At 72.6% G+C, this 13,860-nt stretch carries 11 protein-coding genes; 7 read left to right on the plus strand and 4 right to left on the minus strand.

What is annotated here, in order from left to right:
• Positions 1–159: 159 nt before the first annotated feature.
• Entirely contained in the window at positions 160–939 is a 780-nt protein-coding gene (locus tag DMA15_RS01585) for an SGNH/GDSL hydrolase family protein (protein ID WP_125510865.1), read from the plus strand.
• Between the two features lie 86 nt (positions 940–1,025).
• On the plus strand, positions 1,026–2,468 hold the full coding sequence (gene purB / locus DMA15_RS01590; protein ID WP_125510866.1) for an adenylosuccinate lyase: 1,443 nt from the start codon (positions 1,026–1,028) through the stop codon (positions 2,466–2,468).
• An 81-nt stretch (positions 2,469–2,549) separates the two neighbouring features.
• Here purB and lysA read toward each other — a convergent pair whose 3' ends face one another.
• Positions 2,550–3,908: a diaminopimelate decarboxylase gene (gene lysA / locus DMA15_RS01595; RefSeq protein ID WP_125510867.1), complete on the minus strand. Its 1,359-nt coding sequence runs from the start codon at positions 3,906–3,908 to the stop codon at positions 2,550–2,552.
• A gap of 25 nt (positions 3,909–3,933) precedes the next feature.
• Positions 3,934–4,353: an SAV_915 family protein gene (locus DMA15_RS01600; protein ID WP_125510868.1), complete on the minus strand. Its 420-nt coding sequence runs from the start codon at positions 4,351–4,353 to the stop codon at positions 3,934–3,936.
• 294 nt (positions 4,354–4,647) lie between these two features.
• On the opposite strand from DMA15_RS01600, the gene mutA reads away from it, so the two are divergent.
• Genes mutA through DMA15_RS01620 form a run of 4 tightly spaced genes read left to right on the plus strand, consistent with a single transcriptional unit; the run spans position 4,648 to position 10,847 of the window.
• Positions 4,648–6,495, plus strand: coding sequence for a methylmalonyl-CoA mutase small subunit (mutA, locus tag DMA15_RS01605; protein WP_125510869.1), 1,848 nt, complete (start codon positions 4,648–4,650; stop codon positions 6,493–6,495).
• Positions 6,495–8,696, plus strand: coding sequence for a methylmalonyl-CoA mutase (gene scpA / locus DMA15_RS01610; RefSeq protein ID WP_125510870.1), 2,202 nt, complete (start codon positions 6,495–6,497; stop codon positions 8,694–8,696). Before mutA ends, scpA begins: the two co-directional genes overlap by 1 nt.
• Positions 8,697–8,714: 18 nt before the next feature.
• Positions 8,715–9,722, plus strand: coding sequence for a methylmalonyl Co-A mutase-associated GTPase MeaB (gene meaB / locus DMA15_RS01615; RefSeq protein WP_125510871.1), 1,008 nt, complete (start codon positions 8,715–8,717; stop codon positions 9,720–9,722).
• A gap of 57 nt (positions 9,723–9,779) precedes the next feature.
• Positions 9,780–10,847, plus strand: a complete 1,068-nt coding sequence (locus DMA15_RS01620; RefSeq protein WP_125510872.1) for an enoyl-CoA hydratase/isomerase family protein — start codon at positions 9,780–9,782, stop codon at positions 10,845–10,847.
• Here the strand turns inward: DMA15_RS01620 and DMA15_RS01625 are convergent.
• Entirely contained in the window at positions 10,844–11,311 is a 468-nt protein-coding gene (locus DMA15_RS01625; RefSeq protein ID WP_125510873.1) for a hypothetical protein, read from the minus strand. The two genes, DMA15_RS01620 and DMA15_RS01625, sit on opposite strands and share 4 nt — an antisense overlap.
• A gap of 277 nt (positions 11,312–11,588) precedes the next feature.
• Here DMA15_RS01625 and DMA15_RS01630 point away from each other — a divergent pair, with 277 nt between their 5' ends.
• A complete protein-coding gene (locus DMA15_RS01630) occupies positions 11,589–12,746 on the plus strand; it encodes an ROK family transcriptional regulator (RefSeq protein WP_125510874.1) in 1,158 nt (385 codons plus the stop codon).
• Positions 12,747–12,882: 136 nt separating this feature from the next.
• Here the strand turns inward: DMA15_RS01630 and DMA15_RS01635 are convergent, their stop codons facing one another.
• Entirely contained in the window at positions 12,883–13,644 is a 762-nt protein-coding gene (locus DMA15_RS01635) for a GntR family transcriptional regulator (protein ID WP_125510875.1), read from the minus strand.
• Positions 13,645–13,860 lie beyond the last annotated feature (216 nt).

A 13,860-nucleotide genomic window follows, 5' to 3' on the forward strand; every position in this document is an offset into this window, starting at 1 on the left:
CTCTCTCGCGACGGCGGTGTGTCTACGGCATACCGCCGCCGCGGCGCTCTGCCCAGACGCGCGGCAGCGCGGGCCCAGGCCGGAGGCCGGTGACGTGGCCGGTCCCTGGCGCCGGTCCCCGCTGAGCTGACACCGCGGCGGGATACCATCGCTTTCGCCATGGAGATGAATGCCAACTACACCAGTCTTGTCGCGCTCGGCGACTCCTTCACCGAGGGCATGTCGGACCTGCTGCCCGACGGCACCTACCGCGGCTGGGCCGACCTCCTGGCCGCGCGGATGGCGGCGCACACGCCCGGTTTCCGCTACGCGAACCTCGCGGTGCGCGGCAAGCTCATCGGGCAGATCGTCGCCGAACAGGTGGACGTGGCGGCCGCGATGCAGGCCGACGTGGTCACCCTGGTGGGCGGCCTCAACGACACCTTGCGGCCCAAGTGCGACATGAAGCGCGTACGCGACCTCCTCGAAGAGGCCGTGGAACGCCTCGCCCCCTCCTGCAAACAGCTCGTCCTGATGCGCAGCCCGGGGCGGAACGGTCCCGTGATGGAGCGGTTCCGTCCGCGCATGGAGGAGCTGTTCGCCCACATAGACGACCTGGCGTCCCGGCATGACGCGCTGGTCGTGGACCTGTACGGCGCGTCCGTCCTCGGGGACCAGCGCATGTGGGACGTGGACCGGCTGCACCTCACGGCCGAGGGGCACCGCAGGGTGGCCGAGGCCGTGTGGCAGGCGCTCGGCCACGCGCCGGAGGAGGACTGGCAGACCCCGCTCTCCGAGTCCGCGCCCCTCAGGTGGGCCGCGCGCCGTGTCGCCGACGCCCGGTTCGCCCGCCAGCACCTGGTGCCGTGGATCGGGCGCCGTCTGACCGGCCGCTCCTCCGGTGACGGCCGCCCGCCCAAGCGGCCCGAGCTGCTGCCTTACGACGGTCCGCTCCCCTAGCCCGTGTAGCCCGTGCCCCTTTCGTAGCTTCCGACGAACAGGGCCGTGGCGCTGGCCTGCATGAATGCCCAGTAGAATCCGTACACGTGACTGCTGCGCCTGCAAAGCCCCGTATCCCGAACGTCCTCGCGGGACGTTATGCCTCCGCCGAGCTCGCCACCCTCTGGTCGCCCGAGCAGAAGGTGAAGCTGGAGCGTCAGCTCTGGCTCGCCGTGCTGCGCGCGCAGAAGGACCTCGGGATCGAGGTCCCGGACGCCGCCATCGCCGACTACGAGCGCGTCCTCGACCAGGTCGACCTGGCCTCCATCGCCGAGCGCGAGAAGGTCACGCGCCACGACGTGAAGGCCCGCATCGAGGAGTTCAACGCCCTCGCCGGGCACGAGCACGTGCACAAGGGCATGACCTCGCGCGACCTCACCGAGAACGTCGAGCAGCTGCAGATCAGGCTCTCCCTGGAGCTGATCCGCTCCCGTACCGTCGCGGTCCTCGCCCGGCTCGGCAAGCTCGCGGGTGAGTACGCCGAGCTGGTCATGGCGGGCCGCTCGCACAACGTGGCCGCGCAGGCGACGACGCTGGGCAAGCGCTTCGCGACCGGCGCCGACGAACTCCTCGTCGCCTACCGCCGCCTCGACGACCTCCTCGGCCGCTACCCGCTGCGCGGCATCAAGGGCCCGGTCGGCACCGCCCAGGACATGCTCGACCTGCTCGGCGGCGACGCGGACAAGCTCACCGAGCTGGAGGACCGGATCGCCGGGCACCTCGACTTCGACCGCGCGTTCACCTCGGTCGGCCAGGTCTACCCCCGCTCGCTGGACTACGAGGTCGTCACCGCGCTGGTGCAGGTCGCCTCCGCGCCGTCCTCGCTCGCCAAGACGATCCGGCTGATGGCCGGGCACGAGCTGGTCACCGAGGGCTTCAAGCCGGGCCAGGTCGGCTCGTCCGCGATGCCGCACAAGATGAACACCCGCTCCTGCGAGCGCGTCAACGGCCTCACCGTCATCCTGCGCGGCTACGCCTCGATGACCGGCGAGCTGGCGGGCGACCAGTGGAACGAGGGCGACGTCTCCTGCTCGGTCGTGCGCCGGGTCGCGCTGCCCGACGCGTTCTTCGCGCTCGACGGCCTCCTGGAGACCTTCCTGACCGTGCTCGACGAGTTCGGCGCCTTCCCGGCGGTCGTCGCGCGCGAGCTGGACCGCTACCTCCCCTTCCTCGCCACCACCAAGGTCCTGATGGCCTCGGTGCGCGCGGGCGTCGGCCGCGAGGAGGCCCACGAGGCGATCAAGGAGAACGCGGTCGCCTCCGCGCTCGCCATGCGCGAGCAGGGCGCCGAGCGCAACGAACTGCTCGACAAGCTCGCGGCGGACTCCCGCATCCCGCTCGACCGCGCGCAGCTCGACGAGCTGATGGCCGACAAGCTCTCCTTCACGGGGGCGGCGAGCGCCCAGGTCGCCACGGTCGTCGCGCAGATCGAGGCGCTCCTCAAGGAGCACCCGGAGGCCGCGGCGTACACGCCGGGCGCCATTCTCTGAGGCTCGTGCCGCACGCCGCGGCCCCGGGGCATCGTGCCTCGGGGCCGCGGCGTGTTCCGTGGAGCCACAGGTCCAGGAGAGCTACAGGCCCACGTCCCTGCTGCGGAAGTCCTCCAGGGATTCACGGCGCACCAGCAGCCTGGCGTGTCCGTCGGCCACCGCGACCACGGGTGGCCGGCCCACGAGGTTGTACCCGGACGCCATCGACAGGTGGTACGCCCCGGCCACCGGCACGGCGAGCAGGTCACCGGGGCGTACGTCGCCGGGGAGCGGCACATCCGAGGCGAGGACGTCGCCCGCCTCGCAGTGCCTGCCCACCACCGTCATCGGCTCGGGCGCGGTGGCGGAGCGCCGGCCGACGAGCCGGGGCGCGTACCGCACTCCGTACAGGGCGGGTCGCGGGTTGTCGCTCATGCCGCCGTCCACCGCGACGAAGATCTGCCCGCCGGTCCGCTTGACGGCGAGCACCCGGTAGAGCGCCACCCCGGCGGGGCCCGCGATCGCCCGGCCCGGCTCCACGATGAGCCGCGGCACGGGCAGGCCCGCCGCCGCGCAGCTCTCGGCCAGTTCGGCGCGCACCTTGGCGGCGAGCGAGGCGATGTCGAGGGCGTCCTCGCCGGGGCGGTAGGCGATGCCGTGCCCGCCGCCGAGGTCCAGTTCGGGGAGGGTGACCCCGTGCTGGTCCTTGATCCGTGCCATCAGCCCGACCAGGCGGCGCACCGCGCAGAGGAAGGGCTTCTCCGCGGTGATCTGCGAGCCCAGGTGGCAGTGCAGGCCCACCAGGTCGAGGGCGGGCTGACCCAGGATGCGGGCGATGGCGTGCTGTGCCGAGCCGTCCGTGAGGGAGAGCCCGAACTTCTGGTCGTCCGTGCCCGTACGGATCTTGGCGTGGGCGCCCGCCGCGATGCCCGGCACCACCCGGACCATCACCTTCTGGCGGCTGCCCGGCGGCACGGCGGCGGCCAGGCGCGCGATCTCCGACGCGCTGTCGATGACGATGCGGCCCACGCCGAGCCGGAGCGCGGCCCGCAGGTCGTCGGGGCTCTTGGCGTTGCCGTGCAGCACGATGCGCTCCGCGGGGAAGCCCGTGGTGACGGCCAGCTCCAGCTCCCCCGCGGAGCAGACGTCCAGGCCGAGGCCCTCCTCGTCGATCCAGTGGGCCATGGCTCGGCACAGGAACGCCTTGGCGGCGTAGAGGACCTCGGCGTCCTTGAAGGCGCGCAGGTAGCCGCGGCAGCGGGCGCGTACGTCACCTTCGTCGAGGAGGTAGGCGGGGGTGCCGAAGCGCTCGGCGACCTCGGTGAGCGGCACACCTCCGACGGCGAGGTCACCGTGGGCGAGCGGCGTGGTGGACCCGGGCCAGACGGACAGGGCCTCGTCGGCCGGGGAGGGCGTCCGGGCGGCGGGGGCCGGGAACGGGGGTACGTGCACAGTGGTCATGGCAGGTTCTCTCTTCGCCTCGTCCTCAGCCGGTCCACGGGGTCGGCGCGCCCACGAGGGCCGCCGTGCCGGTCGCGCGCGGTGTGCCCGGCGCCTGCGGGTCCCGGTCGCGGCGGGCGGCGGCCCGCCGCTCGCCAGGTCGGACGGGCGCCGGGCCCACGGGGTGGGCGGCGAGCCGGGGGTCGACGGTGATGCCGCGGACGCCGAGCGGCGCGGCAAGGGCACGCAGTGCCGGTTCAGAGAGCCTGATCCACGTCTGCCCGGGGCCGAGGGCCGCGCTCAGGCGCCCCCGGCTGGTGAAGGCGACGGCGGTGCGCTCGCCGATGGGTGTGCGGAACAGGCGGGCCACGCAGCCCGCGGGTCCCGGCCGGACGGGGACGAACAGCTGCCCGGCCGGGCCGGGTTCACAGGGCTCGGGGTCCTCGCCGCACAGAAGCTCTGCCATGGGGGGGGTTCCTCCGGTTGGAAGGTGGGAGAGAGAAAGTGGCGCCTCTGCAGACGTTATGCCCGGCACGCAGTGCCAACCGACCCTCGGTAACGCCACGTTGACGCGACGCCGCCCCTCCCTGACGCGATTCTGGCGCGCCTTCGGCCTCCGCCGTCTCCGTGTGGGTGACCCTCCCGGGCCCGGGGCGCGTCCTAGCCGTCCGCCCGTTCGAGATCAAGAGCGACGAGAAGAGGGCAAGGTCACAGGCCCTGATGACACCGTGTGCCAGGGGTTGCGCCCTAGCATCAGGGCATGACGGTCCTGCCTGACGACGGGCTTTCCCTGGCCGCCGAGTTCCCTGATGCGACCCATGAGCAGTGGCACCGCCTTGTGGAAGGCGTGCTGCGCAAGTCGGGTAAGGACGTATCGGGCACGGCCGCCGAGGATGCTCTGTCCACCGCTCTCGAGGACGGGCTCACCACCCGCCCCCTGTACACCGCGCGCGACGCCGCGCCCGCTGTCGGCCACCCCGGCTTCGCCCCCTTCGTACGGGGCGGCACTCCCGGCGGCAGCGCCGCCGCGGGCTGGGACGTACGGCAGCGGCACGCGAGCACCGACCCCTCCCGTACGAACGAAGCCGTACTGGGGGACCTGGAGAACGGCGTCACCTCGCTGTGGCTGGGCGTGGGCGCGAACGGCGTACCGGTCTCCGGTCTCGCGCGGACGCTGGACGGCGTCTATCTGGACCTCGCCCCGATCGCGCTCGACGCGGGCGCCGAATTCGGTCCCGCGGCGGGCGCGTTGCTCCGTCTGTACGAGACCGCGGGCGTCCCGAAGGAGTCCGCGCGCGGCACGCTGGGTGCGGACGTGCTCGGCCACGAGGCCCGTTCCGGCGAGGCGTTGGACCCGGCGGAGGCCGTCGAGCTGGCCCGGCTGTGCGACCGGGAGTATCCGGGGCTGCGGGCCCTCGCCGTGGACGCGCTGCCGTACCACGAGGCGGGCGGCTCGGCCGCACAGGAGCTCGGCGCCTCCCTCGCCACGGGCGTCGCCTATCTGCGGGAGCTGACCGCGGCCGGCCTGACGGTCGAAGGGGCCTGCGCGCAGCTGGAGTTCCGTTACGCGGCGACCGCCGACCAGTTCCTGACCATCGCCAAACTCCGTGCGGCACGCCGCCTCTGGGCACGCGTGGCCGAGGTGTGCGGGGCGCCCGGCGCGGGCGCGCAGCGGCAGCACGCCGTCACGTCGCCGGTGATGATGACCCGCCGCGACCCGTGGGTGAACATGCTGCGCACGACGGTGGCGTGTCTCGGCGCGGGTGTCGGCGGCGCCGACGCCGTCACCGTACTGCCGTTCGATCACTCGCTGGGTCTGCCGGACGCGTTCGCGCGCCGCATCGCCCGCAACACCTCCACGATCCTGATCGAGGAGTCCCACCTGGCCCGGGTGATCGACCCGGCGGGCGGCTCCTGGTACGTGGAGCGGCTCACCGACGAACTCGCCCACGCGGGCTGGGAGTTCTTCCAGGAGATCGAGCGGGCCGGTGGCCAGGCCGCCGCCCTGCGCTCCGGGATGGTCGGCGAGCGGCTCGCCGCCACCTGGGCCGAGCGCAGCACGAAGCTCGCCCGGCGCCGCGAACCGATCACCGGCGTCAGCGAGTTCCCCCATCTGGCGGAGCGCCCCGTGGAGCGCGAGGCCGCACCGGCCGTGCCGGGCGGGGGGCTGCCGCGGGTGCGCCGCGACGAGGCGTACGAAGAGCTGCGTGCCCGCTCGGACGCGCACCTGGCGTCGAGCGGCGCCCGCCCCAAGGTCTTCCTCGCCGCGCTCGGCCCCGCCGCCGCGCACACGGCGCGTGCCACCTTCGCCTCGAACCTCTTCCAGGCGGGCGGCATCGAGGCCGTGCACGAACCGGCCACCGTCCACGCGGCGACGGCCGCCGACGCCTTCAAGGCCAGCGGCGCCTCCGTTGCGTGCCTGTGCTCCAGTGACGCCCTCTACGCCGAGCAGGCCGAGGCGGTCGCCCGGGCGCTCAAGGAGGCGGGCGCGGACCAGGTGTTCCTCGCGGGTCGCGGCGAGTACGACGGCGTCGACGCCTACGTCTTCGCCGGTTGCGACGCCGTGGCCGTGCTCTCCTCCACCCTCGACCGTATGGGAGTGGCGTAATGCGCATCCCCGATTTCTCCTCCGTCGATCTCGGTCCCGGCGCGGAAGCGGAGGGCTCGTACGAGCAGTGGCGCACCGCGGTGAAGGAGTCCACGGGCAGGTCCGAGAGCGATCTGCTGTGGGAGACGCCCGAGGGCATCGCGGTCAAGCCGCTGTACACGGGCGCCGACCTGGAAGGCCTGGACTTCCTGGACACCTATCCCGGTGTCGCCCCGTATCTGCGCGGGCCCTATCCGACGATGTACGTGAACCAGCCCTGGACGATCCGGCAGTACGCGGGTTTCTCCACCGCCGAGGAGTCCAACGCCTTCTACCGGCGCAATCTCGCGGCCGGTCAGAAGGGCCTCTCGGTCGCCTTCGACCTGCCGACGCACCGCGGTTACGACAGCGACCATCCGCGCGTCACCGGCGATGTCGGCATGGCGGGCGTGGCGATCGACTCCATCTATGACATGCGTCAGCTCTTCGACGGCATTCCGCTGGACAAGATGACGGTGTCGATGACGATGAACGGCGCCGTGCTGCCCGTACTCGCGCTGTACATCGTGGCGGCCGAGGAACAGGGCGTGCCGCCGGAGAAGTTGGCCGGGACCATTCAGAACGACATTCTCAAAGAGTTCATGGTCCGCAACACCTACATCTATCCGCCGAAGCCCTCGATGCGGATCATCTCCGACATCTTCGCGTACACCTCGCAGAAGATGCCGCGCTACAACTCCATCTCCATTTCCGGCTATCACATCCAGGAGGCGGGGGCCACCGCCGACCTGGAGCTGGCGTACACGCTGGCCGACGGTGTGGAGTATCTGCGGGCCGGGCAGGAGGCGGGTCTGGACGTCGACGCGTTCGCGCCCCGGCTCTCGTTCTTCTGGGCGATCGGCATGAACTTCTTCATGGAGGTCGCCAAGCTCCGCGCGGCGCGCCTGCTGTGGGCGAAGCTGGTCAAGCAGTTCGATCCGAAGAACGCCAAGTCGCTCTCCTTGCGCACCCATTCGCAGACGTCGGGCTGGTCGCTGACCGCGCAGGACGTGTTCAACAACGTCACGCGTACGTGCGTCGAGGCGATGGCCGCGACACAGGGCCACACCCAGTCCCTGCACACGAACGCCCTCGACGAGGCGCTCGCCCTGCCGACCGACTTCTCCGCCCGCATCGCCCGCAACACCCAGCTGCTCATCCAGCAGGAGTCGGGGACCACGCGCACGATCGACCCGTGGGGCGGCAGTGCGTACGTCGAGAAGCTGACGTACGACCTGGCCCGCCGTGCCTGGCAGCACATCGAGGAGGTCGAGGCGGCGGGCGGCATGGCGCAGGCCATCGACGCCGGCATCCCGAAGCTGCGCGTGGAGGAGGCCGCCGCGCGCACGCAGGCCCGCATCGACTCGGGCCGTCAGCCCGTGATCGGCGTCAACAAGTACCGGGTGGACACCGACGAGCACATCGACGTCCGCGCCGTCGACAACTCCTCGGTGCGTGCCCAGCAGATCGACAAGCTGCGGCGCCTGCGCGAGGAGCGCGACGACGCGGCCTGCCAGGACGCGCTGCGCGCGCTCACCGCGGCGGCCGAGCGCGGCCCGGGCCAGGGCCTCGAGGGCAATCTGCTCGCGCTCGCGGTCGACGCGGCACGCGCGAAGGCGACGGTCGGTGAGATCTCCGACGCGTTGGAGAGCGTGTACGGGCGGCACGCGGGCCAGATCCGTACGATCTCCGGTGTGTACCGCACCGAAGCAGGCCAGTCCCCGTCCGTGGAGCGCACGCGCGCGCTGGTGGACAAGTTCGACGAGGCCGAGGGACGCCGCCCGCGCATCCTGGTCGCCAAGATGGGCCAGGACGGGCACGACCGCGGCCAGAAGGTGATCGCGAGCGCCTTCGCCGACCTGGGCTTCGACGTCGACGTCGGTCCGCTCTTCCAGACCCCTGCGGAGGTCGCCCGCCAGGCCGTCGAGGCGGATGTGCACATCGTGGGCGTCTCCTCGCTCGCCGCCGGTCACCTGACCCTCGTACCGGCGCTGCGCGAGGAGCTGGCCGCGGAGGGCCGCGAGGACATCATGATCGTCGTGGGCGGGGTGATTCCGCCGCAGGACGTCGAGGCGCTGCACGACGCGGGCGCCACGGCCGTGTTCCCGCCGGGCACGGTGATCCCGGACGCGGCCTACGACCTGGTGAACCGGCTGGCGGCCGATCTCGGCCACGACCTGTGAGCCGGTGAGCGCCGACCCATGCCTGTGACGATCGACATCGACACGTATGTGAAGGGCGTTCTCGACGGGAAGCGCGCGTATGTGGCGCGCGCCATCACCCTCGTCGAGTCCACCCGGCCGCAGCACCGCGCCCTGGCGCAGCAGTTGCTGACCGAGCTGCTTCCGCACAGCGGGCGGGCGCGGCGGGTGGGCATCAGCGGGGTGCCGGGCGTGGGCAAGTCCACGTTCATCGACGCGCTCGGCACGATGCTCACCTCGCTCGGCCACCGGGTCGCCGTCCTCGCCGTCGACCCGTCCTCGACGCGCACGGGCGGCTCCATCCTGGGCGACAAGACCCGGATGGAGCGGCTCTCGCTGGATCCCGCCGCGTTCGTACGGCCGTCTCCGTCCGCCGGGACGCTCGGCGGGGTCGCCAAGGCGACCCGGGAGTCGATCGTGGTGATGGAGGCGGCGGGGTACGACGTGGTGCTCGTGGAGACCGTGGGCGTCGGGCAGTCGGAGACGACGGTCGCGAACATGGTCGACACGTTCCTCCTGCTGACCCTCGCCCGCACGGGCGACCAGCTCCAGGGCATCAAGAAGGGCGTCCTGGAGCTTGCGGACGTGATCGCCGTGAACAAGGCGGACGGCCCGCACGAGCGGGACGCCCGCTCGGCCGCGCGCGAACTGGCGGGCGCGCTGCGCCTGATGCACCCCGCCGACGCCGCGTGGACCCCTCCGGTGCTCACCTGCAGCGCCCGGGAGTCCAGCGGCCTCGACACGCTCTGGGAGCGCATCGAGCAGCACCGCACGCTCCTCGACTCCACCGGTCGCCTCGCGGCCAAGCGCCGCGACCAGCAGGTCGACTGGACGTGGGCGATGGTGCGGGACGAACTGCTCGGCAGGCTCCTGGGCCACGCGGACGTCCAGCGGGTGGCGCCCGGGCTGGAACAGCGCGTGCGGGAGGGGACGTTGACGGCCACCTCGGCCGCCGAACGGATCCTGGACGCGTTCCAGGGCAGCGGCCCCCACGCGCCCCCGGCCTGACCCGGGGGTTACGGTCTCCTTCGCACCGCGCCCCAAGTGAACGGAGCCACCCGCACCATGAACGCCACCCCCGACGACGCTCCCGTCCTGCTCCGCCGCGAGGGCCGTGCCGGGCACATCGTCCTCAACCGGCCGCGTGCCCTCAACGCCCTCAACCACGCCATGGTCCGGATGGTGGGCGACGCCCTGAGCGCCTGGCAGGACGACGAGTCGGTGGCGACGGTCGTCCTCACGGGCGCCGGGGAGCGCGGGCTGTGCGCGGGCGGTGACATCCGCTCCATCCACGACGACGTCAGGGCGGGCGGCGGGGCCGCGTCGGCCGCGTTCTGGTACGACGAGTACCGCCTCAACGCCCGCATCGCCCGCTTCCCGAAGCCGTACGTCGCCGTCATGGACGGCATCGTGATGGGCGGCGGCGTGGGCGTGTCGGCGCACGGCGGCGTGCGGGTGGTCACCGAACGCTCCCGGGTCGCGATGCCGGAGACCGGCATCGGCTTCGTGCCCGATGTGGGCGGCACCTATCTGCTGACGCGCGCCCCGGGCCTGCTCGGCACGCACCTCGCGCTGACCGGCACCGCGGTGGGCGCGGCCGACGCGCTGCTGTGCGGCCTCGCCGACCACTACGTGCCCTCGGAGTGCCTGGCGGAGTTCACCGCGACCCTCGCCGACACCGAGGCCTCGGACGCCGTACGGCGGTACGCGCGTCCGGCGCCCGAGGGTGAACTCGCCGCGCACCGCGAGTGGATCGACCACTGCTACGCGGCCGGCACCGTCGAGGAGATCGTGGACCGGCTGCACGCCTGCGGTGACCGGCACGCGAAGGAGACGGCCGAGACGATCCTGACGAAGTCCCCGACGTCCCTGAAGGTCACGCTCGCCGCGCTGCGCCGGGCGCGTGAACTGCCCTCCCTGGAGGCCGTCCTCGACCAGGAGTACCGCGTGTCGTGTGCCGCGCTCGGCTCGCCGGATCTTCCCGAGGGCATCAGGGCACAGGTCGTCGACAAGGACCGCAGGCCGCGCTGGTCGCCCGCCGCGCTGGAGCAGGTGACGGAGGCGGATGTGGACCGCTTCTTCGCAGGTGGCGGCTTCTTCGAAGGGGGCGGAAAGCTCCCGTCCGCGACTTAGGGCGGGTCGATCCCGGTGACCAGGGCGAGGAGTTGGAAGGGCAGCTCCTTGTCCCACTGGGCGACGCCGAGGGCTATCCAGCGGCCGTCGACGTGCCACAGGTGCAGGTCCGGCACGGACGAGCTGAGCTGGGCCCACGGCTCCGGTATCTCCTCGGCCTCCTCCTCGCCCTCGGCTCCCAGGACCGCGTCCATGGTGCGCTCGAAGAGGCTTGCCAGGCTGAACCTCTGGGGCGGCCCCCAGCGCTCGGCGAGCAGGACCGTCAGGCCGTCGCGCTCGGCCTCGTACTGCTCCTCGGTGAGGTCTCGGCGCGTGCCGTCGTCCTCCCAGAAGGTGTCGCTCGTCAGTAACTCGGCGATGTGGTACCCGGGACCCTCGGAGCCGCACTCCGACCTGCCGTGCTCGGCGGGGAACTCCCGCGAGCGCAGCAGGTCGATCACGGCGAGATGCTGTGCGGTACTCATGACGTCCAGTAAAGCGGGCACCACTGACAACCGGTCATGCGCCGTGGACACAGCGCGAATCGGGCGGCGACCCGGCGCGTTCCGCGAGCGCCGTGATCTACGCTGGCCGGAACCGGTCACCGTGACCGGCCGCAGCCGGGCGGACCCGCTCGCGGATCCGGTCCCGTCTCGCCCGGATGACGGCTGTACGCAGGGTGAATGCGGGCCCGGCCCTCGCCGCTGCCCCGTCCTACGAGTACGATCCGGCCATCACGCGCACGAGCTGGGAGGAAGGACGTTGGGGCAGCTGACCGGCGGGGACCCCTCTCTGTTGCGGCGGATCAACTCCGCGGTGGTGCTGCACGCGCTGCGCGCCACGGACTTGGCGACCCTCACGGAGATCACCCGAGTGACCGGGCTCTCCCGGCCCACCGTCGAGGGGGTCGTCGAGGGGCTCATCGAGGCCGGGCTCGTGGTGGAGTCCGCGCCCGAGGACACCGGCGCCCGGCGTCAGGGGCGGCCCGCCCGGAAGTTCCGCTTCCGGGCGGAGGCGGGGCATCTGCTGGGGCTGGAGGTCGGCCCGCACCGGGTGGCGGCCGTCCTCTCGGACCTGGACGGCACGGTGCTCGGGACGGCGTCCAAGGACGTCGGCGAGGAGGCCCCGGCGGACGAACGGCTCGAACGCCTGCGCACCACGGTCGCCGAACTGCTGCGCCGCGCGGGGGTGGCCCGCAGCTCGCTGCGCGCGGTCGGGGTGGGCAGCCCGGGCATCCTGGAGGCGGACGGCACGGTACGGCTGAGCACGGCGCTGCCCGAGTGGACGGGGCTCCAGCTGGGCGAGCGGCTGCGCCGCTCCTTCAAGTGCCCGGTGCTCGTGGAGAACGACGCCAACGCGGCGGCCGTGGCCGAGCACTGGAAGGGCGCGGCGACCGACACCGACGACGTGGTGTTCGTCCTCGCGGGGCTGAGCCCGGGCGCCGGGTCACTGATCGGCGGCCGGCTGCACCGCGGCTTCGGCGGCGCGGCGGGTGAGATCGGGGCGCTGCACCTGCTGGGCCGTGAGGTCACTCCGGAGACGCTGCTCTCCACCACGGGCGAGCCGCTGCACCCCCTGGACGAGCAGGCGGTCGCCGAGGTCTTCGCGCACGCGCGGGAGGGCGACGAGCGGGCGCGGGCGGCGGTGGACCGTTTCATCCAGCGCCTGGTGCACGATGTGGCGGCGCTGGTGCTCGCCCTCGATCCGGAGCTGGTCGTCGTGGGCGGCTGGGCGGCGGGACTGGACGGCGTACTGGAGCCGCTCCACCGGGAGCTGGCGCGCTACTGCCTGCGCCCGCCCCGCGTCGCGCTCTCGGCGCTCGGCGAGGCGGCGGTGGCGACGGGAGCGCTGCGGCTGGCGCTCGACCACGTCGAGGAGCAGCTGTTCGCCGTGGAGGGCACCGTCACCGCCCGTCGGTGAGGGGCGCGGGGCGCTAGTGCGCGCCAGGCGGCGGACGCAGCGCACAGCGCACAGAAACGCGCCCGGCACGTCGTGGGCCGGGCACGTTCGCGTGTCTGTTCCGGAAGTCTGCGCACGGCGGCTTCCGGAGGGGGGGTCAGGAAGCCTGACGCTCGGGACCGTGGTGGATCTCCACGCCGCCGGAGTCGCCGAAGGTGAGCCGGCAGGTGTCCGCGCGATAGGTGGCCACGGAGACGGCGGCCGTGTGGCCCTCGGCGAAGAAGCGGGTCGTCACGACGAGGACGGGGGCTCCCGGGAGCCGGTCCAGCGCCTTGGCGTCGTCCGCACGGGCCGAGCCCAGCTCGACGGCCCTGTCCTGCCCTTCCAGGTCCTGCCGCGCCAGCTCGCGCAGGACCACCCGCGCGCGTGCGGCACCGGAGGGGGCATCCATGCCGGTCAGTTCGGCGACGGACGACATCGGGACGTACAGCAGTTCGGTGGCGACGGGCTGGCCCTGCGAGACGCGGGTGCGGCGCACGGTGTGGACCTGCTCGTCGGGGTGGATCTCCAGGATGCGGGCGACGCTCGCGGGCGGGAGCGCCGGGGCGCAGTCCGCGGGCTGCCAGGCATCGCCCACCGCGCCCGGCCACGTGCCGTGCGCGGAACCGACGGCCACGCCCATCCGCGGCGGGGCCACCGTCGTACCGACCCCGCGGCGGCGCTGGAGCCGGCCTTCCAGTTCGAGCTGTTCGAGTGCTTGGCGCAGGGTGGCGCGGGCGACGCCGAAGCGGGCGGCCAGTTCGCGCTCGTTGGGCAGGATCTCCCCGACGGCGAACTCGGAGTCGAGCGCCTCACTGAGCACGGTCTTCAGATGCCAGTACTTCGGCTCCGGCACCGTTTCGAGCTGCGTGGTCCCCACCCTGTCCTCCGCAATCGCCGTTCACCGGCGGCTTTTTAGCGCCCTTGTTTATTAAAGGTTCCTGCACTATCCCTGCGACCATAGGCCTGCGCCCACCCTTGGTCAAGACCAATCCTCGATCCGTTACAGCCCGCACAGGAGTGATGCCACAGAGCATTCACGCGCTGTTCGCACGCGGCCAAGCAGGCGTAATCGGCCACGCGCGCGTGAAGGCGC

This window comes from Streptomyces sp. WAC 01529 (genome assembly GCF_003945545.1).
Lineage (GTDB): Bacteria > Actinomycetota > Actinomycetes > Streptomycetales > Streptomycetaceae > Streptomyces > Streptomyces anatolicus.

What these genes read in the sequence shown, in the direction of transcription:
- DMA15_RS01585 (WP_125510865.1), top strand. Translation starts at nt 160, where the DNA reads ATGGAGATGAATGCCAACTACACCAGTCTTGTCGCGCTCGGCGACTCC.
- lysA (WP_125510867.1), bottom strand. Translation starts at nt 3,908, where the DNA reads ATGACCACTGTGCACGTACCCCCGTTCCCGGCCCCCGCCGCCCGGACG.
- DMA15_RS01600 (WP_125510868.1), bottom strand. Translation starts at nt 4,353, where the DNA reads ATGGCAGAGCTTCTGTGCGGCGAGGACCCCGAGCCCTGTGAACCCGGC.
- mutA (WP_125510869.1), top strand. Translation starts at nt 4,648, where the DNA reads ATGACGGTCCTGCCTGACGACGGGCTTTCCCTGGCCGCCGAGTTCCCT.
- scpA (WP_125510870.1), top strand. Translation starts at nt 6,495, where the DNA reads ATGCGCATCCCCGATTTCTCCTCCGTCGATCTCGGTCCCGGCGCGGAA.
- meaB (WP_125510871.1), top strand. Translation starts at nt 8,715, where the DNA reads ATGCCTGTGACGATCGACATCGACACGTATGTGAAGGGCGTTCTCGAC.
- DMA15_RS01620 (WP_125510872.1), top strand. Translation starts at nt 9,780, where the DNA reads ATGAACGCCACCCCCGACGACGCTCCCGTCCTGCTCCGCCGCGAGGGC.
- DMA15_RS01625 (WP_125510873.1), bottom strand. Translation starts at nt 11,311, where the DNA reads ATGAGTACCGCACAGCATCTCGCCGTGATCGACCTGCTGCGCTCGCGG.